The sequence below is a fragment of the Acidovorax kalamii genome, assembly GCF_002245625.1.
Classification (GTDB): Bacteria; Pseudomonadota; Gammaproteobacteria; order Burkholderiales; family Burkholderiaceae_C; genus Acidovorax; species Acidovorax kalamii.
The window spans coordinates 452,404-474,765 of the sequence record NZ_NOIG01000011.1 but is presented as its reverse complement, the minus strand read 5'-3'; the positions used below and the strand labels follow the sequence as shown (position 1 = coordinate 474,765).

General features: G+C 65.8%; 23 protein-coding genes. 11 read left to right on the top strand and 12 right to left on the bottom strand.

Translation table 11 applies throughout. The features are described from left to right. Positions 1-72 precede the first annotated feature (72 nt). Positions 73-945: an META and DUF4377 domain-containing protein gene (locus CBY09_RS19010; protein WP_094291116.1), complete on the top strand. Its 873-nt coding sequence runs from the start codon at positions 73-75 to the stop codon at positions 943-945. Between the two features lie 72 nt (positions 946-1,017). Here the strand turns inward: CBY09_RS19010 and CBY09_RS19005 are convergent, their stop codons facing one another. From CBY09_RS19005 to gstA, 6 genes are all read right to left on the bottom strand, one after another. Next, positions 1,018-4,671 carry an EAL domain-containing protein gene (locus CBY09_RS19005; protein WP_094291115.1) on the bottom strand — a complete coding sequence of 1,218 codons (3,654 nt, stop codon included), beginning with the start codon at positions 4,669-4,671 and terminating at the stop codon, positions 1,018-1,020. 20 nt (positions 4,672-4,691) lie between these two features. Continuing rightward, the gene (locus CBY09_RS19000; RefSeq protein WP_063460373.1) at positions 4,692-5,090 is read right to left on the bottom strand and encodes a response regulator; all 399 of its coding nucleotides are present in this window, start codon (positions 5,088-5,090) and stop codon (positions 4,692-4,694) included. Beyond that, complete coding sequence (locus CBY09_RS18995; RefSeq protein ID WP_094291114.1) at positions 5,087-6,940, bottom strand: PAS domain-containing sensor histidine kinase; 1,854 nt, start codon at positions 6,938-6,940, stop codon at positions 5,087-5,089. The genes CBY09_RS19000 and CBY09_RS18995 overlap by 4 nt, the downstream gene beginning before the upstream one ends. Positions 6,941-7,171: 231 nt before the next feature. After that, complete coding sequence (locus tag CBY09_RS18990) at positions 7,172-7,555, bottom strand: nuclear transport factor 2 family protein (protein WP_094291113.1); 384 nt, start codon at positions 7,553-7,555, stop codon at positions 7,172-7,174. Further along, positions 7,552-7,770 (bottom strand): tautomerase family protein, encoded by a 219-nt coding sequence (locus CBY09_RS18985; protein WP_063460376.1) that lies wholly within the window; start codon positions 7,768-7,770, stop codon positions 7,552-7,554. The genes CBY09_RS18990 and CBY09_RS18985 overlap by 4 nt, the downstream gene beginning before the upstream one ends. A gap of 11 nt (positions 7,771-7,781) precedes the next feature. Continuing rightward, the gene (gene gstA, locus CBY09_RS18980) at positions 7,782-8,402 is read right to left on the bottom strand and encodes a glutathione transferase GstA (RefSeq protein WP_219733313.1); all 621 of its coding nucleotides are present in this window, start codon (positions 8,400-8,402) and stop codon (positions 7,782-7,784) included. A 106-nt stretch (positions 8,403-8,508) separates the two neighbouring features. Between gstA and CBY09_RS18975 the strand changes: the two genes are divergently transcribed. Beyond that, positions 8,509-9,420: a LysR family transcriptional regulator gene (locus tag CBY09_RS18975; RefSeq protein WP_094291112.1), complete on the top strand. Its 912-nt coding sequence runs from the start codon at positions 8,509-8,511 to the stop codon at positions 9,418-9,420. 115 nt (positions 9,421-9,535) lie between these two features. On the opposite strand, the gene icd is transcribed toward CBY09_RS18975, so the two are convergent. Next, on the bottom strand, positions 9,536-10,795 hold the full coding sequence (gene icd / locus CBY09_RS18970; protein ID WP_094291111.1) for an NADP-dependent isocitrate dehydrogenase: 1,260 nt from the start codon (positions 10,793-10,795) through the stop codon (positions 9,536-9,538). A 62-nt stretch (positions 10,796-10,857) separates the two neighbouring features. Between icd and CBY09_RS24345 the strand changes: the two genes are divergently transcribed. After that, entirely contained in the window at positions 10,858-11,235 is a 378-nt protein-coding gene (locus CBY09_RS24345) for a hypothetical protein (RefSeq protein WP_240515778.1), read from the top strand. 126 nt (positions 11,236-11,361) lie between these two features. Then, positions 11,362-11,859, top strand: a complete 498-nt coding sequence (locus CBY09_RS18960) for a DUF192 domain-containing protein (RefSeq protein ID WP_094291235.1) — start codon at positions 11,362-11,364, stop codon at positions 11,857-11,859. A 176-nt stretch (positions 11,860-12,035) separates the two neighbouring features. Here the strand turns inward: CBY09_RS18960 and CBY09_RS18955 are convergent, their stop codons facing one another. Both CBY09_RS18955 and xseA read right to left on the bottom strand, forming a co-directional pair. Next, on the bottom strand, positions 12,036-12,617 hold the full coding sequence (locus CBY09_RS18955; RefSeq protein ID WP_094291109.1) for a superoxide dismutase: 582 nt from the start codon (positions 12,615-12,617) through the stop codon (positions 12,036-12,038). 181 nt (positions 12,618-12,798) lie between these two features. Continuing rightward, positions 12,799-14,127, bottom strand: a complete 1,329-nt coding sequence (gene xseA, locus CBY09_RS18950) for an exodeoxyribonuclease VII large subunit (protein WP_094291108.1) — start codon at positions 14,125-14,127, stop codon at positions 12,799-12,801. A gap of 363 nt (positions 14,128-14,490) precedes the next feature. On the opposite strand from xseA, the gene CBY09_RS18945 reads away from it, so the two are divergent. From CBY09_RS18945 to adk, 6 genes are all read left to right on the top strand, one after another. Beyond that, positions 14,491-15,138 (top strand): MotA/TolQ/ExbB proton channel family protein, encoded by a 648-nt coding sequence (locus tag CBY09_RS18945; protein WP_063460383.1) that lies wholly within the window; start codon positions 14,491-14,493, stop codon positions 15,136-15,138. Positions 15,139-15,155: 17 nt separating this feature from the next. Further along, positions 15,156-15,602, top strand: a complete 447-nt coding sequence (locus tag CBY09_RS18940) for an ExbD/TolR family protein (protein WP_063460384.1) — start codon at positions 15,156-15,158, stop codon at positions 15,600-15,602. A 5-nt stretch (positions 15,603-15,607) separates the two neighbouring features. Continuing rightward, on the top strand, positions 15,608-16,723 hold the full coding sequence (gene lpxK, locus CBY09_RS18935; protein WP_094291107.1) for a tetraacyldisaccharide 4'-kinase: 1,116 nt from the start codon (positions 15,608-15,610) through the stop codon (positions 16,721-16,723). Between the two features lie 48 nt (positions 16,724-16,771). Next, the gene (locus CBY09_RS18930; protein WP_056165650.1) at positions 16,772-16,954 is read left to right on the top strand and encodes a Trm112 family protein; all 183 of its coding nucleotides are present in this window, start codon (positions 16,772-16,774) and stop codon (positions 16,952-16,954) included. Beyond that, a complete protein-coding gene (gene kdsB, locus CBY09_RS18925; RefSeq protein WP_276208307.1) occupies positions 16,951-17,772 on the top strand; it encodes a 3-deoxy-manno-octulosonate cytidylyltransferase in 822 nt (273 codons plus the stop codon). The genes CBY09_RS18930 and kdsB overlap by 4 nt, the downstream gene beginning before the upstream one ends. Positions 17,773-17,971: 199 nt before the next feature. After that, on the top strand, positions 17,972-18,628 hold the full coding sequence (gene adk, locus CBY09_RS18920; protein ID WP_094291106.1) for an adenylate kinase: 657 nt from the start codon (positions 17,972-17,974) through the stop codon (positions 18,626-18,628). Between the two features lie 174 nt (positions 18,629-18,802). Here the strand turns inward: adk and CBY09_RS18915 are convergent, their stop codons facing one another. Genes CBY09_RS18915 through CBY09_RS18905 form a run of 3 tightly spaced genes read right to left on the bottom strand, consistent with a single transcriptional unit; the run spans position 18,803 to position 20,707 of the window. After that, positions 18,803-19,273, bottom strand: a complete 471-nt coding sequence (locus CBY09_RS18915; RefSeq protein WP_094291105.1) for a DUF6152 family protein — start codon at positions 19,271-19,273, stop codon at positions 18,803-18,805. A gap of 34 nt (positions 19,274-19,307) precedes the next feature. Then, positions 19,308-19,727 carry a hypothetical protein gene (locus tag CBY09_RS18910; protein ID WP_094291104.1) on the bottom strand — a complete coding sequence of 140 codons (420 nt, stop codon included), beginning with the start codon at positions 19,725-19,727 and terminating at the stop codon, positions 19,308-19,310. Positions 19,728-19,747: 20 nt separating this feature from the next. Beyond that, a complete protein-coding gene (locus tag CBY09_RS18905; RefSeq protein WP_094291103.1) occupies positions 19,748-20,707 on the bottom strand; it encodes an asparaginase in 960 nt (319 codons plus the stop codon). 83 nt (positions 20,708-20,790) lie between these two features. Between CBY09_RS18905 and lexA the strand changes: the two genes are divergently transcribed. Continuing rightward, the gene (gene lexA / locus CBY09_RS18900; protein WP_094291102.1) at positions 20,791-21,465 is read left to right on the top strand and encodes a transcriptional repressor LexA; all 675 of its coding nucleotides are present in this window, start codon (positions 20,791-20,793) and stop codon (positions 21,463-21,465) included. Positions 21,466-22,362 lie beyond the last annotated feature (897 nt).

Here is a 22,362-nt window from a genome sequence, read left to right as displayed (position 1 = left end):
TCTACCCAGGCGCTCGCCCCAAAGCGCCCTTCTCCTACCCTGCCCGGGGCGCTTTTCCGCTAAGGTGGCGGGATGCATCTGAAACGACTCCACACCTTCAGCGGCGGGCGCCCCGCCTTCGGCAAGGCCCTGGCGGCCGCCACCCTTGCAACCCTGCTGGCGGCCTGCAGCAGCCAGCCCCAGGGAGCCCCCATGACACAGCCCCCGCCGGCTTCTTCCCCCACATCCTCCCCCTCTTCAACTGCCCACACGCTGCAGGCTTACGACTGGGACCTGGTCTCCGCCCACGATGCCCGAGGCCAGGCAGCGCCCGGCTGGCTGCTGGCGGGCAAGCGCCCGCTGCGCCTGCACTTCGAGGACCAGCGGTTGTCGGTGCAGAACCTGTGCAACGTGATGGGCGCGGGCTACACCCTGAGCGGCCCGAGCCTGCAGGTGGGCCAGCCGGTGTCCACCAAACGCGCCTGCGCCGAGCGCGACCTGATGGATCTGGAGCAGCGGGTGGCCACCCTGCTGCCCCAGGCCCGGCGTTTTGAATTGAGGGGCACCACCGCCACCGGCGCGCCACAGCTGGCAGTGTGGTTTACCGACGGCAGCCGCTGGGAGCTGGCGGGTTCACCCACACCCGCAACGCGTTTTGGCTCGGCGGGCGAACGGATGTTTCTGGAAGTGGCCCCCGAGCGCGTGGCCTGCAACCACCCGCTGATGCCCCAGGCCCAGTGCCTGCGCGTGCGCGATGTGCGCTATGCCGACAACGGCGTGCGGCAGGGGGTGGGCGAGTGGCGCATCTTCCAGGGTGAAATCGAGGGTTACCGCCACGAGCCGGGCCTGCGCAACGTGCTGCGGGTGCAGCGCTACTCGCTGGCACGCAACGGCCAGCTGCCCGCCGATGCGCCCAGCCATGCCTATCTGCTGGACCTGGTGGTAGAGACCGAACGCGTGCGCTAAGGCCCGAACCTCAAGCAAAAAGTGCCGTTACCGCGCGACCATCAATCGCAATTAGCTATCAAAAAAATAGCATCACTGCGGTACCGACTCTGACACCGCAGCGCGCAAGAAGCGCTGTTCGAACACGCTGGCAGGCAGCGGCTGGCTGAGCAGGTAGCCCTGGATCTCGTCGCAGCCCAGCTGCGCCAGCCGCCGGCGCTGGTCTTCGGTTTCCACCCCCTCGGCCACCACCTTCAGGCGCAGCGCATGCCCCAGGTTGACGATGGTGGACACCAGCGACAGCCCCTGGGGCCCGGAGGCCATGTTCATGGTGAACGAACGGTCGATCTTGAGCGTGTCCACCGGCAGCCGGGCCAGGTAGCTCAGCGATGAGAACCCGGTGCCGAAGTCGTCGATGGCGATGGTGATGCCCATCTCGCGCAGCGCGTGCAGGCTCTGGGTGCTGCGCTCCACGTCGTCCATCACCATGCTTTCGGTGATCTCCAGCTCCAGCCCGCGGGCGGCGGCGGTGTCGTGCGCCACGGCATTGCGCACTTCGTCAATGAAGCCCCGGTGGCGCAGCTGCAGGATCGACACGTTGACAGCCACACGCAGTGGCGCCAGCCCTGCCTGACGCCAGCGCAGGTTGTCGGCCAGCGCCTGCCGCAGCGCCCAGCGGCCCACGTCGTAGATCAGGCCGGTCTCTTCGAGGATGGGGATGAACTGGCCCGGCGGCACCAGGCCCTGGCGCGGGTCGTTCCAGCGGATCAGCGCTTCGGCGCCCGCGAGGGCGCCACTGGCCAGGTGCTGCTTGGGCTGGTAGTGCAGCACAAACTGGCCCAGCTCCAGCGCCTCGCGCAGCCGCCCCTCCAGGCTCAGCGTCTCGGCCACGCGGGTGTTCATCTCCGAGGTGTAGAAGAGCAGGCTGTCGGCCGACGCCTTCGCCTTGTTGGTGGCGGCTTCGGCATTGCGCAGCAGGGTTTCGGCATCGCCGCCGTCCAGAGGGTACATGGCCACCCCGGCCTTGGCCGCCATGCGCAGCTCGGTGCCGCCCAGGGCAAACGGGGCATCGAAGCAGGCGCGCATGAGGTGGTCCACCGCCAGCGCCACGGCGCCTGCGTCGCGCGCCTCGGTCACGGCAATGCCAAAGCTGTTGATGCCGATGCGGGCCACGTCAAAGTGGTCACCTGCGGCCCGCTGCAGCCGCCGCGCTACCTGGGTGAGCAGCTCGTCCCCGCCCCGGCGGCCCAGCGTGTCGTTGACGTTGCGAAACCGGCTGATGTCCATCAGCGCCACCCCCAGCATCGCCCTGCCCCCTTCGCGCGGGCGCAGGTGTTGGCTGCTGCGCTCCAGAAACAGGGTGCGGTTGGGCAAGCCCGTGGTCTCGTCGTAATAGGCCAGGTAGCTCAGCCGGTCTTCCTTGTCCAGGTGGTCCAGCGCAAACCCGATGTCGCTGGCCAGCTCGGTGAGCAGCTTCATCTCGGCTGCGTCGAAGAAGCCCACCTCGTCCGCCAGCAAGGCCACCACAGCCACCACCTCCCCGGCCACCAGGATGGGCAGCACCGCAATGCTGGCCACTCCACGCGCCTGAAGTTGCTCGCGCAGCATCACGCGCGGGTCGCCGGTGATGTCGTCGCACAGCACCGGCCGCCCCGACCGCACGACGGCCGAGGCCAGGCTTTCGCCGGGCGTGGGTACTTCGAACAGCCCCAGCCGGTCGTGGATGTTCTGCACAAAGTCAGCCTCCGCGCCCGACACCCCCACGGGCACCACCCGCCGTTCTGCGCGGTCCACCCGGCCGATCCAGGCAATGCGGAAGTGGCCGTGGTCCACCGCAATGCGGCAGGCCTCGCGGAACAGTTCGTCGCGCTGACGCACGCGCACGATCAGGGTGTTGATGCCGCTGAGCATGGCGTACACGCGGTTCAGGCGCTTGATCTTGCGCTCGGCCACGCGCCGCTCGGTGATGTCTTCGCCCAGGCTGGCCACGCCCGTCACCTGCCCGCCCACTGAGCGCAGCACGGTGTTGTTCCAGTGCACCAGACGCCGCTCGCCCGACCGGGTGAGGATTTCGTTGTCGTAGTGCCAGGCCGAGGGCCGGTCGGCCAGCAGGTCGGCAAACACATCGCGCACATGGGCGGTTTCGGGTGGCACAAACAGCTCGAACCAGTTGCGGCCGAACACCTCTTCGCGCTCCCATCCGGTCAGGCGCAGCAGGTAGTCATTGCAATAAGTGATCTGGCCTTCGCAATCGAGCATCAGCGAGATCATCTCGACCTTGTCGAGCATGGTGTTGAAGCGCCGGTCGCTTTCGTGCAGCTCTTCTTCGGCGCGTTTTTCCTTGGTCACGTCCTGGATGGTGTTGAACCAGCGGTCCACCTCGCCCCGGCCGGTCTCGTCTTCCAGCGGCTCCATCACCTGGCGCAGGTACTGCAGCCCCCCCGCTGGGTTCAGCACGCGGTAGGTGAAGTCCACCCGGACCTTCTCGCGCGCCGCCTGCAGCGCGTGGTGGCGGAAAGTGCCCCGGTCATGGGGGTGCACCAGTTCCAGCCATTCACGGACAGAGCGGGGAACGGCATCCGCCGGCAAGCCCAGGATGTCGGGCAAGGTGTCCTGCCAGCTTTCGAACGACCCATCCCGCCCGCTGATCACATGGGTGATCTTGGCCAGGGCCTGCGCCCGGCGCAGGCTGACCTTGCTGGCGCGCAGTTCGTCCATGGCGCGCTGGCGCTCGAACACCTCCACCTGCAGCTGTTCGGCGTGTTTCTGCACCTCGATGTAGAGACTGCCGTTTTCGTAGATGCGCCCCACCTGGGCGCCCAGGATGGCCAGGACCTTTTCGTCGTCGGCGCTGAACTCTTCGGCCCCCTCCTTGTTGGCCAGGCAGATCCAGCCGTAGGAAAACGACAGCGAGGTGACGGGCGCGATCAGCCCGGTGTGCAGCGGCGGGTAGCCTGCGGGCAGGCCGATCACGCTGGGGTTGCCACCGGGGTTGGTCACGCGCTCGGAGCGGCGGTCGGCCCGCAACTGCCCCAGCAGCCCGTGGGAGACCACGGGCAGGTCCAGCGGCCGGTCCTGCGGCCCTGTGCGTGCGGGATCGATGCCGCTGGTGCAGGTGATGGCGCTGCCGCTGTGTTTGCGCACCACGCACAACACGGCGTACTGCGCCCCCACCAGCTCGCGCGCCCCACGGCACACATTGGCCAGCAGCACCTGCGGGTCGCGTTCGGAGGCGAGCTGCAGGTTCAGGTCGGTCAGCGCCGCCAGGCGCCGGTTCATGGCCTCCAGCTCAGCCACGTTGCCCGTGAGCTTGTCGGTCACGAGCTGCAGGTGGCGGGTCTGGAAGCCATGCTCCAGCGCCACCGAAGGCCGGGGCGCAATCTGCGTGAGCGCCTGCTCGATGGCGGCCAGGATGTCCTGCGGCTCGCAGGGCTTGACCAGCACCTGCGTGACGCCGCAGGCCAGCGCGAGGTTGCGCGCCTCCTGCTCGCGGTAGTGCGCGCTGTAGAAGATCACCTGCGTGGCCGCCAGGTGGTGGTCGGCCCGCAGCTGGCGGACGAACTCGTAGCCGTCCATGGTCGGCATCAGGATGTCGGAGATCACCAGGTCAGGCCGCTCGGCGCGCACCAGGGCCAGGGCCTCGGCGCCATCGGCGGCTTCCAGGGCCTGGTGGCCGCTGTGCCCGATGAGCGTGACCACCAGCGCCCGGTTGGCGGGAAGGTCATCAACAACAAGGATCTTTGCCATGCGCTGCCCGGTGCTTCTGGTCAGCCCTCGGTGGGCGGGGTGTTGAACGGCGGCCCCAGGAAGGCCTCGACCTGCTGCACGAAGGTTTCGGGCGTGATGGGCTTGGACAGGTGTTCGTTGAAGCCCACGTCCAGCGCCTTCTCCCGGTCGCCCGGCATCGAGAACGCCGTGACCGCCACCAGCGGCACCACGCGCCAGATCATGCTGGTGCGCAGGCTGCGGGCCACCTCATAGCCGTTCATCACGGGCATCTGCAGGTCGCACAGGATGATGTCCGGGCTTTCTGCCAGTGCAACACGCACACCCACAGCGCCGTTTTCTGCGGCCAGCACGCGGTGGCCTGCGGCTTCCAGCAGGTAGGTGACCAGCTGGCGGCTGGCATCGTCGTCTTCTATGACCAGGATGGTGGCTTTGGTCATGCGCTGCGCTCCTGGATTTCAAGAACAAAGGTGCTGCCTCGCCCTTCTTCGCTGTCAAAACCCAGGGTTCCGCCCAGGGCTTCGGCCAGCTTGCGGCTCAGGTGCAGGCCCAGGCCCGTGCCTTCGTGGTGGCGGCGGTCTGCGCTCTCGACGCGCGAGAAGGCCTCGAACAGGCGGGGCTGCTCCTGCAGCGCAATGCCGGGGCCGGTGTCTTGCACCCGCAGCTGCACGCTGCGGCCGCCGTCAGGCATGGGCAGCTCGTGCAGCACCACATCGACCCGGCCCTGCTCGGTGAACTTGATGGCGTTGCCCACCAGGTTGATCAGGATCTGGCTCAGCGCGCGCCGGTCGGTCTGCAGGGCCACCGCCTGTGTCGGCACATGCACGGCAAATGCCAACCCCTTGCGCCGGGCCTCCAGCTCCAGCGTGGCCGAGACCTCCTCGATCAGGGCCTTGCAGTCCACGGCCTCCAGGTTCAACGTCACCTTGTTGGCGCTCAACTTGGCGACGTCCAGCAGGTCGTTGATGAGGGACAGCAAGTGCTTGGCACCCGTCTGCACGATGCGCAGCTGTTTTTCCTGCTCGGCGTTGAGCGGGCCGGGCAGCTTCATGAGCAAGGTGCCCGTGAAGCCGATGATGGCGTTGAGCGGCGTGCGCAACTCGTGCGACATGCTGGCCAGGAAGCGGTCCTTGACCAAGGCGGCGTTCTCCAGCTCCAGGTTCTTGTCGCGCAGCACCTGCTCAATGCGCTTGCGCTCGGTCACGTCGCGGATGGCGCTCGATACAAACAGCCCTTCCTCGGTCTCCAGCGGGCTCAGGCTGATCTCGACCGGAAATTCGGACTTGTCCTTGCGCAGGCCATACAGGTCCAGCCCCGCGCCCATGGAGCGCGAACGCGGCTCGGCAAAAAAACGGTGCCGGTGCTCGGGGTGGCGGGCGCCAAAACGCTCGGGCACCAGCAGCTCGATGGGCTGGCCCAGCAGCTCATCGCGGCTCCAGCCAAACAGCTTCACCGCCTGCGAGTTGACGAGCACGATGCGCCCTTCGCGGTTGACGATGACCATGGCGTCGGGCGCGGCTTCGAGCAGGTCCTTGAACTTCTGGTCGGCACGCTTGCGGTCGGTGATGTCGCGGATGGCGCTCATCACCATGGTGCCCTCTTCGGTGTCGATCGGGCTCAGGCTGATCTCCACCGGGAACTCGCCCCGGTCCTTGTGCAGGCCGTGCAGCTCCAGCCCCGCGCCCATGGTGCGCGTGCGCGGCTGGCCAAAAAAGCCGCTGCGGTGCCCCAGGTGGGCGCCCCGGTAGCGGTGGGGCAGCAGCATCTCGACCGCCTGGCCCAGCAGTTCGGTGCGGGCGTAGCCAAACACCCGCTCGGCCTGCGAGTTGACGAGCACGATGCGCCCCGTCACGTTGACCATCACGATGGCATCGGGGGTGGATTCGAGCAGGTCGCGAAAGCGTGCCTCCAGCAGCTTGGCCTCGCGCTCCACCTTCAGCTGGGTCACATCCTTCTTGCTCGACAGGAAGTACAGCAACTGGCCGCTGGCATCAAGAACCGCCTTGGTGGACACGTTGACGTGGACCAGCGTGCCATCCTTGCGGCGGCGCACCGTTTCCCGCACCGAGGTGCCCAGCCGCATGGCATCTGCCCGCATGAGGTCCTCTTCGTGGGCCCGGTCCGGGGGCACGATGAGGTCCAGCAGGGATCGCCCTTGCACGTCGGCTTGCTTGTAGCCGAAGATCAGCTCGGCGGCCGGGTTCCACTCCAGCACCAGCCCCTCCGGGGACAGCACCAGCAGTGCGTCAGGGTTCTGCTCCCAATACGCGACAGAAAGTTTGGATCCCATGCAGCCCTCTTGTGCCTCTTGTTCCAAGTGGTGTTCCTTCCCTGCACCGCACCGCCAGGGTGCCAACCCATATTAGGGGGGAACGCAAGAAAACACCAACACAGAACTGCCAGCACAGGCGCCCCGAAAAAAACACTGCGCCATGGAGAGCCAGCCGCACGAAAGCCCCTGATGCCACAAGGGCTTCAGGGGGCTTTCAGGGATTGAGGGGGCTTCCAACCTGCCGACCGTTCAATCCCGGATGTCGTAGTGAAAGACCTTGGAGACGATCTGCCAGCGCCCATCCAACCAGAGCAAGGTGAGCAGGTCGATGAAGTGCTTCGGCGCGATGGAGCACTGCAGCCTGGCCAGCGCCGTCACGGGACCCACCAGTTCGATGGAGAGCACGCGGTCGGTGCGCGGCTGGCCGCTCGCGGCCGGTGCCGGGCGGGCGTCCACCACCGGGAAGTACTCGTGCATGCGCCAGAAGATGGGCTGCTCGCCCACCGCCGTGGCGTACAGGGCCTGCGGGTGGAACACCTGGGCCAGGCGCGCTGTGTCGCTGTGGTACAGGCCGTCCAGGTACAGCTCCAGCACCGTGTGGATGGCGGCAAAGTCGGCGGCGGTGCTGGTCATTGCGCGCCCCCTTGTCTGGCCCGCTCGCGCAGCACGGTCACGGTTTCACCCGCGATGCCCCAGTGGTCGGTGTCCACTTCTTCGATCACAACAAAGGTGGTGGCCGGGTTCTTGCCCAGCACCTGCACCACCAGGTCGGTTGCGCCACGGATCAGCTGGGCCTTTTGCTCACGCGATGCACCCTCGCGGGTGATCTGGATGTTGATGTAAGGCATGGGAGCATTCCTCAGGCTACAAGGCCTTCGGTCTGCATTGCGGCACGGACCTCTGGGCGGGCCGCCACGCGCGCCATGAAGCGGCCGATGTGCTGCAGCTCACCCAGGTCGATCTGCACGAACTTGGCCCAGCCGAGCACCACAAACAGATAGGCATCGGCGGCAGTGAAATCGTCGCCCGTGAGGTAGTTCTTGCCCGCCAGCTGCCCATCGAGCCAGACCAGCTTTTTGTAGAGCACCGCAGCCAGCGCCTTCTTGGCGGTGGCATCCACATCGCTGTGGAACAGCGGCGTGAAGGACTTGTGCAGCTCGGCCGTCACGTAGTTTTGCCATTCCATGACGCGGTAGCGCTCCAGGCTGCCCGCAGGCGGCATCAGGGTGTGGGCACCCGCGCGGTCGGCCACGTACTGGGCGACCACCGGGCCTTCGGTGATCCGCGTGCCGTCCGGGAGTTCAATCACCGGCACCTGGCCTTTGGGGCTGATGGCGTAGAAGTCGCCGCCGCCGCTGGTCGTGTGCTTGCTGGTATCGACCTTCTCCAACGTGAACGGTGTGCCGGTCTCACGCAGAAGAATGTGCGTCGCCAGCGAGCATGCGCCGGGGGAGTAGTAAAGCTTGATCGAGGTCTGCATCGAGGGACTCCTTATGTCCTGGGTTGGTGATGCAGTGACTTTATTTGCGATGTAATTAACAATAAATCAGATTAATTTCAAATCACTAATTACACAGAGATCATCAATGAACCGGCAATTCGACAACCTTCGCCTGGGCAGCATCGAGTTGTTCTGCCTCACGGCGCAGCACCAGGGATTCACGGCGGCGGCCAAGGCCACGGGGCTCACTGCAGCGGCTGTGAGCCGGTCTGTGGCCCGGCTGGAAGAGCGCCTGGGCGTGCGCCTGCTCATGCGCACCACACGCCAGGTGCGCCTCACGGAGGTCGGGCAGCGCTATTACGACCAGTGCCGCAACGCGCTCACCCAGCTCAGCGAGGCCGAGCGCGAGGCATCGGGCCAGCAGCTCAAGCCCGCAGGCCTGGTGCGCATGAGCCTGCCCACTTCATACGGGCACCACCGCGTGTTGCCACTGCTGCCGGCCTTCAGCCAAAAGTACCCCGACATCGAGATCGAGCTGCAGCTGTCCAACCGCAACGTGGACTTCACCGAGGAAGGCTTCGACCTCGCCATCCGGGGCCGCACGCCACCCGATTCGAGCCTGGTGGCTCGCAAGCTGGAGGACGCCGCCCTGGTCGTGGTCGCGGCGCCCGCCTACCTCCGGCGCCACCGCGCACCGCAGACGCCCGAGGAGCTGGAGCAGCACGAATGTGTGCAGTTTGTGCTGCCCAGCAGCGGGCAGGTCGTGCCCTGGTTGCTGGTGCGCGACGGCCAAACCATTGAATGGCCCACGCAAGGCAAGCTGCGCTGCGCCGACGACATCCTGGGCCAGGTCACGCTGGCCCGCGCGGGCGCGGGGCTGGCGCAGACCTACCGCTTTCTCGTCGAGGGCGATCTGCGCAGCGGCCAGCTGGTCGAGGTGCTGACCGAATACACGGGCGCATCGCGGCCGTTCTCGCTGATCTACCCCGGCAACCGGCACATGCCCTTGCGGGTGCGGGTGCTGATCGACTACCTGGTGCGTGCGCTGGGGCGTTGAGGGGTTAAGGCACTGAGGTGCTGAGGCTGCAACAAGAAAAAACCCTGGTCCGATCAACGCACCAGGGTTCTTTACTTGGGGCGTTTTGAGCCGCCCCGAAGCCAGAGGGCTCCGACTACATGTTGTCGATCATGACCTGGCCAAAGCCCGAGCAGCTGACCTGCGTGGCGCCATCCATCAGGCGCGCAAAGTCGTAGGTCACCTTCTTGGAGGCAATCGACTTCTCCAGCGAGCTGATGATCAGATTGGCGGCGGCGGTCCAACCCATGTGGCGCAGCATCATCTCGGCCGAGAGGATTTCGGAGCCGGGGTTCACGTAGTCCTTGCCCGCGTATTTGGGCGCCGTGCCGTGGGTGGCTTCAAAACAGGCCACCGAGTCGGACATGTTGGCGCCGGGCGCAATGCCGATGCCACCCACCTGGGCCGCGAGCGCGTCGGAGATGTAGTCGCCGTTGAGGTTGAGCGTGGCCACCACCGAATACTCGGCGGGGCGCAGCAGAATCTGCTGCAGGAAGGCGTCGGCAATGCTGTCCTTGACGGTGATGTCCTTGCCCGTCTTCGGGTTCTTGAGCTTGCACCAGGGGCCGCCGTCGATCAGCTCGGCGCCGAATTCCTTTTGCGCCAGCGCATAGGCCCAGTCGCGGAAGCCGCCTTCGGTGAACTTCATGATGTTGCCCTTGTGCACGATGGTCACGCTGGGCTTGTCGTTGTCGATGGCGTACTGGATGGCCTTGCGCACCAGGCGCTCCGTGCCCTCGCGCGAAACAGGCTTGACGCCCAGGCCGGAGGTGTTGGGGAAGCGGATCTTCTTCACGCCCATCTCGTCCTGCAGGAACTTGATGAGCTTCTTGGCCTTGTCGGACTCGGCCTCGAACTCGATGCCAGCGTAGATGTCTTCCGAGTTCTCGCGGAAGATCACCATGTTGGTCTTTTCAGGCTCCTTCAGCGGCGAGGGCACGCCCTTGAAATACTGCACGGGGCGCAGGCACACATACAGGTCCAGCTCCTGGCGCAGCGCCACATTGAGCGAGCGGATGCCACCGCCCACGGGCGTGGTGAGCGGCCCCTTGATCGAGACCACGTACTCGCGCAGCACGGCCAGGGTTTCTTCGGGCAGCCACACGTCGGGGCCATAGACCTTGGTGGATTTCTCGCCCGCGTACACCTCCATCCAGTGGATCTTCTTCTTGCCGCCATAGGCCTTGGCCACGGCGGCATCCACCACCTTGATCATCACGGGCGTGATGTCGAGGCCGGTGCCGTCGCCTTCGATGAAGGGGATGATGGGCTCGTCCGGCACGTTCAGGGACATGTCGGCGTTGACGGTGATTTTCTGGCCTGCGGCAGGCACCACGATGTGCTGGTAGGTGGTCATGGGGGGATGTCTCCGGAGTGCACCGAACCGGGTTCGGCGGATGGCAAAGAGGGGGAAACCGCGTGGCAACCCAGGTGCTCACAGTGTGGTTTCAAACCATTCTAATTACAAATTTTTCGGCTAAACCGCAGCCGCTCCGCCCGGCGCTGCTATCGTTGCGGGCGGAGCTGCGCGGGTTCGCGTGCAGCCCACAACCTTTGCTCACAATGGAAACGGCATATATGAAAAAACTCCTCGCTGTCCTCGTTGCTGGCCTGTTCGCTGCAGGTGCTTTTGCACAGGCACCAGCCACCGCCCCAGCTCCCACCCCGGCCGCGGCCCCTGCTGCCCAGGCCCCAGCCCCGGTAGCCAAGACCAAGGCCACAAAGGCCACCAAGACCGCCAAGAAAAAGGGCGCGAAGAAGGTCGCCAAGAAAAAGACCACCCAAAAGGCCGCCTGACCCGGGCCTGCCACCCCTTCACGGGGTTGCGCCGATTGCTTCAGAATCGCCCGCATCTGCGGGCGATTCTGTTTTTTGAATCCCACCCTGTTGCCCATGGCCTCCCTTGCCCTGAAAGCCTTGCCCATGACCGCTTTTGTTTGCGCCCCGCCCACCCCTCTCGCCCCAAGGCGTACTCTTGCCGCCGTGCTGCTGGCCGCCCTGCTGGGCCAGCCCACCATCGCCGTGCGGGCCCAGGAAGGCCCCCAGCTGAATCTGCAGCGCGTGGAACTGACCGCAGGCATGCACCGCATCGACGCCCAGGTGGCCGCCTCCCCCCAGGAACGCCAGACCGGGTTGATGCACCGCAAGGACATGCCCCAGCACGAGGGCATGCTGTTTGTGTTTGAACAACCCGCGCAGCAGTGCTTCTGGATGAAGAACACACTGCTGCCGCTCACAGCCGCGTTTGTGGATGACGACGGCACCATCGTCAACCTGGCCGACATGAAGCCCCAGACGCTGGACTCGCACTGCTCGGCCAAGCCGGTGCGTTATGTGCTGGAGATGAACCAGGGCTGGTTTGCCAAAAAGAACATCAAGGCAGGCGCCAAACTGACCGGGGCGCCCTTCAGCCGCAAGTGATGCGGGGACTGCGTCCACCGCCCACGTTAACTATTATTTTTATAGCAAATATCGCCTGATGGACGAGCGCAAGCAGCCTAAAAAGCTTTGAAAACTCCATAAAAAAACGGCCCTCGGGCCGTTTTCTTTTTTGACGACAGCCACCAGGGTGAACCCCGGCGGCCATGCGCTGGGCCTCAGGCGAAGTTGGCTTCAGCAAACTTCCAGTTCACCAGCTTGTCGAGGAAGGTCTCGACAAACTTGGGGCGCATGTTGCGGTAGTCGATGTAGTAGGCGTGCTCCCACACGTCCACCGTCAGCAGCGCCTTGTCGGCGGTGGTCAGGGGGGTGCCGGCGGCACCGGTGTTCACGATGTCCACGCTGCCGTCGGCCTTCTTCACCAGCCAGGTCCAGCCCGAGCCAAAGTTGCCCACGGCAGACTTCACAAAGGCTTCCTTGAACGCGGCGTAGCTGCCCCACTTGGCGTTGATGGCTGCAGCCAGTGCGCCCGAAGGCTCACCGCCACCCTGGGGAGCCATGCAGCTCCAGAAGAAGGTGTGGTTCCAGATTTGCGCGGCGTTGTTGTAGATGCCGCCGCTCGACTTCTTGACGATCTCTTCGAGCGTCATCGCTTCGAACTCGGTACCCTTTTGCAGGTTGTTGAGGTTCACCACGTAGGCGTTGTGGTGCTTGCCGTGGTGGAATTCCAGCGTTTCCTGGCTGTAGTGCGGGGCCAGGGCGTCGATGGCGTAGGGCAGCGGGGGAAGGGTGTGTTCCATGGTGGTATTTCCTCGTGGTTTGAAATTCTGGGATGCCGCCTGCAACGCGATCTTTCCTGAGCAATGCAGTCGGACACAGCGCGAGGGGGCATTGTAGGAACATCAGGTGACCTGTGCAGGCTCAGGGAGACCTCATCGCACACAAGGGGCCTGAAAAAACCGATAGCCCCTCAGAACCTGTTCACAACAGGCGTGGTTGCGCGGCCACCGTCACATCCACCACGCCGTCAGCCAGCGTGGCGCGCAGGGCATCGCCCGGGTGGGCCTGCTGAATGCTGGTCACGGCCCGCCCCCCGGTGTCGGTCAGCAGCGCATAGCCGCGCTGCAGCACCAGGCGCGGGTCGAGCAGATCCAGGCGCAGGGCGGCGCGATCCAGCCGCTCGGTGTGTTGTGCCACGCAGCGCTGCATTTTTTGAGGAAAATTAGCCTCCATGGCCTGCTGGGACTGGCTTAGCCGCTGCAGTTTCAGTAGCGCGCCGTGGCGCATGCGTTGTGCCAGGCGGGCCAGCTGCAGCTGCTCGCGCGCCACCAGGCCCGAGGGGCGGCCCAGGCGCGCGGCGGCCTGGTCCAGCCGCTGGTGGCGTGCGTCGAGCTGGCGCTCCACGCCATCGGCCAGGCGCCCGGTCAGCAGGCCCAGAGCGCCCAGCCACACCTCGCGCGCCTGGGCCACCAGCTCGGCCGCCGCCGTGGGCGTGGGCGCGCGCAGATCGGCGCAGAAGTCGGCAATGGTGAAGTCGGTCTCGTGCCCCACCCCGCTGATGAGCGGCACTGGGCTTTGCACAATGGTGCGGGCCAGTTGCTCGTCGTTGAAGGCCCACAGGTCTTCGATGGAGCCACCACCGCGCACGAGCAGGATCACATCCACCGGCGGGCTTTGGGCTAAATCGGCCCCTTGGGCTTGCCCCGCTTGTGTAAGCAGATACATTTTTGATAGCGCCGCTACCAGCGACGCCGGGGCGGCCGCCCCCTGCACCAGCGCGGGCACCAGCACCACGGGGATGTGCGGCACGCGGCGGCGCAGCGCCGTGACCACGTCGTGCAGTGCCGCCGCACCAGGTGACGTGACCAGCCCAATGGCGCGCGGCAGCAGTGGCAGCGGGCGCTTGCGGGCGGTGTCGAACAACCCTTCGGCATCGAGCTGGGCCTTCAGGCGCAGGAACTGCTCAAACAGTGCGCCCTGTCCGGCCCGCTGCATGCTTTCGACAATGAACTGCAGGTCGCCCCGCGCCTCGTACACCCCCAGGCGCCCGCGCACTTCCACCAATTCGCCATCGCGCGGCGAAAAGTCAAGCAGGCTGGCAGCGCGGCGGAACATGGCGCAGCGCAGCTGACCGTTGGCGTCCTTGATCGAAAAGTAGCAATGCCCGCTGGATGCGCGCGAGAAGCCCGTTATCTCGCCGCGCACGGCCACAGGATTGAAGCGCGCCTCCAGCGCATCAGCAATGGCGCGGCACAGCGCGCCAACTTCCCACACACGCGGCGCCACGCCTGGGTTTGTGCGCTCAAACATGAGAAACGGCGGGCGTTTGCGCAGGGCTTACCGCGCAAGTACTCCACAGAAACCCGCCCGCACCAGAGCACATGGAGTCATAACTAAAAACCACCCGCAAAACACCAGCGCACGTACAAGTCATTGATTTATAAGGATTTTTCATTGCGCAATTTTTCATCAATCTGTTGCAATCACGGCGTGGAGCCACTTTGGGGGGCCTGAAACAGGGGTTGCCCACAAAGTTATCCACAGATTTTGTGGGTGAGCGAGGGGCGCTGGCGGTTGGGCGGCAAGGTAACTGTTTGTGACGCTCAAGCCCACAGGATGCACCCGCAAGCTGGGCCATAATCGCCGATTGCTTTCATCTGCGCGGAGAGAGATTTGCTGTCCATCATACAAGCCGCAGGTTGGCCGATCTGGCCCCTGATTGCGTGTTCCGTCCTGGGAATGGCGCTGATTTTCGAACGTTTTGTGGCCCTCAAGACGGCCCGCGTCGCCCCCCCGAAATTGCTGGATGAAGCGATCACCGTGTCGTCCAAGGCCTTGCCCACCCCCGATGTGGTGAACCAGCTGGCACAGAACTCGGCCCTGGGTGAGGTGCTGGCCAGCGGCCTGCGCACCCTCAACAGCAACCCTCAGTGCAGTGAAACCGACCTGCGCGCCGCCATGGAAGGCACCGGCCGTGCCGTGGCGCACCGGCTGGAAAAGTACCTCTCGGCCCTGGCCACCATCGCCTCGGCAGCGCCCCTGCTGGGCCTGCTGGGCACCGTCATCGGCATGATTGAGATCTTTGGCTCGCAAGCAGGCGGCGGCGGTGTAGGCCAGGCCATGGGCGGCGGCAACCCCGCCCAGTTGGCGCATGGCATCTCGATCGCGCTCTACAACACCGCCTTTGGCCTGATCGTGGCCATCCCGGCGCTGATCTTCTGGCGCTACTTCCGCGCCCGCGTGGATGCGTACCTGCTCACCCTGGAGCTGGCTTCGGAACAATTCGTGCGCCACATCTTGCGTTTGCGCAAAGCCAAGTAAAGCCGACCTCAAGCCCCATGAACTTCCGCCCCCGCGCCAAGGAAGAGCCGGAGATCAACCTGATCCCGTTCATCGACGTGCTGCTGGTGATCCTCATCTTTCTGATGCTGACCACCACCTACAGCAAGTTCACCGAGCTGCAACTCACCCTGCCCGTGGCCGACGCCGAGCAGCAGCGCGACCATCCCAAGGAAATCATTGTGGCCGTGGCGGCCGATGGCCGCTATGCGGTCAACAAGACCGGCGTGGATGGCAAGGGCGTGGACTCCATTGCCCAGGCCCTGCGCGCTGCGGCCACGGCGGGCCCTGGCAGCGTGGTCATCATCAGCGCTGACGCCATGGCGCCGCACCAGTCTGTGGTCACGGTGATGGAGGCTGCGCGCCGCGTGGGCCTCACGCAGATCACCTTCGCCACGCAGTCGTCGTCCGCGTCCGCACGCGCGACCAACGCGGCCAGCCGCTGACGGGCATGGGCGCCGCCCCTGGGCCACAGCCGCCCCCGGCAACGCCCCACCCCGCCCGGCCGCCCACCGGGCGCGCCACCGCCGAACAAGGCCTGCAAAAAATCTGGCAAACACGGAGCCTGGCCGCTTGGGCCCTGTCGCCCTTTGCGCTGCTGTATGGCGCGCTGGTGGCAGTGCGCCGCCTGCTTTACCGCGCCGGCCTGCTGCGCTCTGAACACCCCGGCCGCCCCGTGATCGTGGTCGGCAATGTGATTGCCGGGGGTGCGGGCAAGACGCCGGTGGTCATTGCGCTGGTGAAACATCTGCAGGCACAAGGCCTGCAGGTTGGCGTGATTTCTCGTGGCTATGGCCGCAGCACCCAGGATTGCCGCGCGGTGCTGCCCGGCAGCCCGGCCAGCGAGGTAGGCGACGAACCCGCGCTGATCGCACGCAGTTTTGCGGGCGATGCCGCCGTGCCGGTGTTTGTGGCGCCGCGCCGTATCACCGCCGCACGCGCACTGCTGGCGGCCCACCCCGGCACCGATGTGATCGTCTGCGACGACGGCCTGCAGCACCTGGCGCTGAAGCGCGATCTGGAGATCTGCATCTTCAACGACCAGGGCGTGGGCAATGGCTGGCTGCTGCCTGCCGGGCCCCTGCGCGAACCCTGGCCGCGCCGGGTGGACTTTGTGCTGCATGCGGGCACCACACCGCCCGTTGGAACCACGGCCCCGGCGTTTGGCCTGCAACGCCGCCTGGCGCCCTGGGCCGTGCGGTCCGACGGCAGCCAGGTGCCGCTGGCGCAACTGCGCGGCCAGCCCCTGCATGCCCTGGCCGCCGTGGCACGGCCCGACGACTTCTTTGCCATGCTGCGGTCTGAAGGCCTGACCTTGGCGCACACCGAAGCCCTGTCGGATCACTATGATTTCAATAGCTGGAAGCACCCACCAGATGCGCGGCAGACCGTGATTTGTACCGAAAAAGACGCCGTCAAGCTGTGGGCTTTGCACCCCGAGGCGCTGGCCGTGCCCCTGGCCGTGCAGATCGACCCCCGCTTTTTTGCTGCGCTGGATACCAAGCTGTCCGCACTGCTGACCAAGGCCGCAGCACACAGGCCGCCGCTATCATCCCCCCTTGCCTGAGTGGGCCCTGCCCCACCCCGCTGAATCTCCCAGGAAAGCCCCGCCCCCATGGACCCCAAACTGCTTGAACTGCTGGTCTGCCCCGTCACTAAAGGCCCCCTGACCTACGACCGCGAGGCGCAGGAACTCGTCTCGCGCAGCGCGCGGCTGGCCTACCCGGTGCGTGACGGCATTCCGGTGCTGCTGGAAAACGAAGCCCGCACGCTGACCGACGAGGAACTGGAGCGGTGAGCGCCGCCACCGCAGCACCGGCAGCAACAAGCCCCTTCACGGTGCTGATCCCGGCGCGCATGGCGTCAAGCCGCCTGCCGGACAAGCCGCTGGCCGACATCGCTGGCTTGCCCATGGTGGTGCGCGTAGCCCAGCGCGCCGCGCAAAGCACTGCCACCCGCGTGGTGGTGGCTGCCGACGATGCCCGCATCCTGCAGGCCTGCGCAGCCCATGGGGTGCAGGCCATCATGACCCGGCCCGACCACGCCAGCGGCAGCGACCGGCTGGCTGAAGCCTGCGCCCAACTGGGCCTGGTGGGCGACGACATTGTGGTCAATGTGCAGGGCGACGAACCTTTGATGGACCCGGCGCTCATCAACGCCGTGGCGAGCCTGCTGCCTGCGAGGCCCGAAGCCAGCATGGGCACGGCCGCCCATGCCATTGCCTCGCTGGCCGACGTCGCCAACCCCAATGTGGTGAAGGTGGTGCTCGACGCGCACGGCCTGGCGCATTACTTCAGCCGCGCGCCCATTCCGTTTGCGCGTGACCATGTGGGCACCGCGTGGTGGCAAGGCGCCGCGCAGGCTGCGGCCCCGGGTGTTGCGGCACTGGCGGGTTTTGCGCCGCTGCGGCACATCGGCATCTACAGCTACCGCGCCGGTTTCTTGCGGCAGTTTCCGCAGCTGGCCCCGGCACCGACTGAGGCCGTCGAGGCGCTGGAACAACTGCGCGCCCTCTGGCATGGCCACCGCATTGCCGTGCACATCGCAGACAAGGCCCCAGGCCCGGGCGTGGACACGCCCGAAGACCTGGAACGGGTGCGCGCGCTGCTTGGCTGAGGGCCCGGCCCAGCCTGTGCTGCACTGTGGTGGTGCGGCCTTGGGGAAACAGTCGCGCATGTAAGTCAGCGCAAGGTGGTCACATGCTATCCTCGACCGCAACGAGAGCACCGCATCCCGGGCGCACAGAACGGCTACAGGCGCCCTTCGCGCGTCCCCGCCAGCGGCGCCAACTGATTTCTAACCTTCGAGGACTTCCATGAGACTGATTCTGTTGGGCGCGCCTGGCGCCGGAAAGGGCACGCAAGCCACGTTCATCTGCCAGAAGTACGGCATCCCGCAAATCTCCACCGGCGACATGCTGCGTGCCGCCGTCAAGGCCGGCACCCCGCTGGGCCTGCAGGCCAAGGCCGTGATGGATTCGGGCGCCCTGGTCAGTGACGACATCATCATCGGTCTGGTCAAGGAACGCATCACGCAGCCCGACTGCGCCAAGGGCTTCCTGTTCGATGGCTTCCCCCGCACCATCCCCCAGGCCGATGCGATGAAGGCCGCAGGCGTCAAGCTCGACTACGTGCTCGAGATCGACGTGCCCTTCGATGCCATCATCGAACGCATGAGCGGCCGCCGCTCGCACCCCGCCAGTGGCCGCACCTACCACGTCAAGTTCAACCCGCCCAAGGTGGAAGGCAAGGATGACATCACGGGCGAAGAGCTGATCCAGCGCGAGGACGACAAGGAAGAAACCGTCAAGAAGCGCCTGCAGGTCTACAGCGACCAGACGCGCCCCCTGGTGGACTACTACAGCAACTGGGCCAAGGCCGAGCCCGAGCTGGCCCCCAAGTACCGCGCCATCAGCGGCACGGGCAGCGTGGACGAAATCACGGCACGTGCGCTGCAGGCCCTGGCCAGTTAAGTCGCACCGACAGGGGAAGGCAGACGCAAAACGCCTGCTGCCATCACCACACAGACCCGCCGCGCTGACCCAGCGGCCCGAGCGACGCCCCGCACGAGGGCGTCGCTTTTTTCATGGCGCCAAGGTGCGCAACCGCGCAGCGCCCCCCCCCCCCCACCTTGCATCAAGGCTCGATCAAGCCGGACTGGACCGCAGGCCGTAGGCCTTGCCATCGACATACAGGTACTCGGCGCGCAGCACCGGGTCGCCCTTCTCTTCGCGCAAGGTGAACCCCACCACCGACACCTGGGCACCCGGCCGGATCTCCTGCACCTGCCACGCCTGCATGCGTGTGAGGGGCGCCAGCTCGACCTCCCAGAGCCGGTCCTTGCGGGTGGGCAGCACGGCCTTGGCCAGCAGCGCCCGGCCGTCCACCGGTGCCGTCTGCGTAGGCACGGGGCGCTGGGCCAGGTCGGCTGGCAGCTTCAGGCCAGCTGCAAGTTCCAGCGAGAGTTCTGCATGGGGGTTCTGCCAGCGTACCTTGCGCACGGTGCCCTCCAGGTAAATGGGGCGGTCCGCATCAAAACTGCTCCAGCCATGGTGTGCGTGTACCCCGAGGGGCCAGATGGTGGCGGCAAGCAACAGGTGGCGGCGCGGCAAGTTCATAGAGACTCCTGGAAAAAGAAGAATCAGACAGGCTTCACAGATAGGCAATCCAGCGGCCACACGCCACCACGGCCAGCCAGACCACCGTGGAAGCCAGCATCTGCGCGCGGGCCAGGGCATCAAGCCGCGTGAGCGAACCGCGCCCATGAAACCATGCGGCATTGCACCCGGCAAGCATTAACAACAGCATCTTCAAGGTGAATGCCCGGTTGCTGAGCAGCTCGGCGGGCTGCGTGGCAAACATCAGCAGGCCCGAGGCAGCGGCCAGTGCAAATCCGCACAGCGCCAGTGACAGGCTCAGCCGGGCCAGGTCCTTCACCGGCAGCGCCGCACCCCGGCCAAACACCCGCAGTTCCAACAACACCAGGTTGCCCAGCAGCAACGCGATGCCTACGATGTGCACCACCTCCAGCGCCGGATAGGCCCAGGCATGCGTCTTGAGCGCTGCGAACATATACAAAGCAGCCAGCCTCGTCAGTGCGCCTGCAGCAGGTCGAGCAGCAAGGCCACCCGTGCCTTCACCGGGGACAACCCCTCAGAATCCGGCAACACATCGCCGGGCTTGGGCAGCACCTGCCCTTCGGGGCACCGGGTGGCCCGCACCACGCGCACACCAGCCTGCTGCGCCCGCAGCAAGGCGGCCTCCAGCGCATGGTGAATGGTCCCGTTGCCGGTGCAGGCCACCACCAGCCCCCGCACACCGGCATGCACCAGCGCATCCACGGTCTGGGCCCGTGCCCCTGCGTGGCTCAGCACCACCTCCACCCAAGGCCATTCAGTGGATTCGCTTCCTGTTTTGATAGCATAAAAGGCACGCCTAACGGGCGGAAGAGGCCAATTTTGCACAAGGCGCACCCGCCCCTCCTCCACCCATCCCAAGGGGCCGGCATCGCTCGAATTGAAGGCATGCACCCGGTACGGGTGGACCTTCTGCACGTTCCGGGCGGCATGCAGTTCTCCGGCCGCCACGGCCACCACCCCGGTGGCGCCGGGGGCCAGCACCACAGCCACGGCGTCCAGCAGGTTCTGCGGGCCATCGGGCGTCAGCGCCGTCGCGGGGCGCATGGCGCAGGTCAGCACCACAGGCTTGGTGGTGTTCAGCACCTCGTGCAAAAACCAGGCGGTTTCTTCCAGCGTGTCGGTGCCATGGGTAATGACCAGGCCCCGCACGTCAGGGTCCGCCAGGTGGTGCGCGCAGCGCAGGGCCAGCGCCCGCCAAACGTCATCGTCCATGTCTTTGCTGTCCACCTGGGCCACCTGCTCGGCCACCAGCATGCAGCCCGCCAGCGCCTGCAGGCCCGGCACGGCAGCCAGCAATTGCTCTACCCCCACCTGGGCTGCGGTGTAGCCGATGTTGTCCCCCGCCTGTGCCGAGGTGCCCGCGATGGTGCCCCCAGTGCCCAAAACCACAATTTTTTGCCCGCTCACTTGCATACTCCGAAAAACTGGTGAAAAATACAGTTACTGGATTAAAAAACAGTTGCTCGCCACTGTAACCGCCGCCACCGGAAACCACCATGCTCGACAACCCCAAACTCACCGCCCGCCAGCAGCAGATCCTGGATCTCATCCAGACCGCCATTGCACGCACTGGCGCGCCCCCGACCCGCGCAGAAATCGCGGCCGAGCTGGGATTCAAATCGGCCAATGCCGCCGAAGAACACCTGCAAGCCCTGGCCCGCAAAGGGGTGATCGAGCTGGTCAGCGGCACATCGCGGGGTATTCGCCTGCGTGGCGACACGGTGCGCTCCATCAACGCAGCGCGTGGCAGCCAGTTCAGCCTGCCGATTCCGGGCCTGTCGCAGCTGGTGTTGCCCCTGGTGGGGCGCGTGGCAGCGGGGTCGCCCATTCTCGCGCAGGAACATGTGGACCAGACCTACAGCGTGGAAAACAGTCTCTTCCAGCACAAGCCCGACTACCTGCTCAAGGTGCGCGGCATGTCCATGCGGGATGCCGGCATCATGGACGGCGACCTGCTCGCCGTGCAGTCCACCCGCGAGGCCCGTAACGGGCAGATCATCGTGGCCCGGCTGGGTGACGATGTCACCGTCAAACGCCTGCGCCGCACCGCCACGGCCATCGAGCTGTTGCCCGAAAACCCCGACTACCCGGTGATCGTGGTCCAGCCCGGTGAGCCCTTCGAAATCGAGGGTCTGGCCGTGGGCCTCATCCGCAACACCATGCTGATGTAGGCCACTCCGTTTGGGCCGCACTGCGGGTGGCGGGCGTTTGATGGGCTGGCTACAGCACATCAGCCCTGCAGTGCAGACCCCATGCCATGCCACCGGCCGTGCCAGCGCGGCGACGTTGCTTGTCTTGTGGTGCCAGCCTCTTGCACCACAGGTACCTGCACGTCCGCCATGGCCCGGCAAGTAGCATGGCATGAAATCACTTTGCAATCCTGCCTGTGTTCAACCCCCGACCTTCGGAGTTTTCACATGGGACTTGCCTTGTTCACCCTTACTGCCTTGCAAAATCCGCTGCGCGGCCTGAAGCGCCTGCTGGTACACCCTGCGCGCGCAGATGCCGCAGTAGATGCAGACGCCACAGTATTAGGCCGCCCGCGACCGCCCACTCCACAGCAGGGCCCGCGGCCATTGCGTGGCAACTGGCCTTTCACGGTCAAGCCTCCGCTGCGCCCCTCCGAGGCCCCCGCCCGACAGCCTGCGCCAGCGGGCAGGTCTTTTCTGCCCATGGCCCCGATGGGCAGCGACCGCCACGCATTTTTGTCAACAAGGGCCACTGATTCACATGTTCGAAACCTCCGGCCAACCAAAGTCCTGCGCCGGGTGTCCGACTCCGGCACGGGCCGCCTGGTGATTGCGGGACGCATGGCCGATGTGTGCGCGGAGCTGGACCGCATGGTGGCCTCCGAAGCCATGCGTGCCTGAAGCCTGTCGGGAGTTTTTTCGAGGATCGCATTGCAGTCCCACGGTGTTGGAGGTGCATGCCTTGGAGATGGCGCGCGAGCTTACATGCCCTCGGATTGCAAGGACACCAGCGCGTCAAACCCGCCGGAGCAATTGCACGCAGCCCTCCGGCAGAATGCCTGGACGGACCACGCCAACACTCCGTCACCAAAAGCCGGG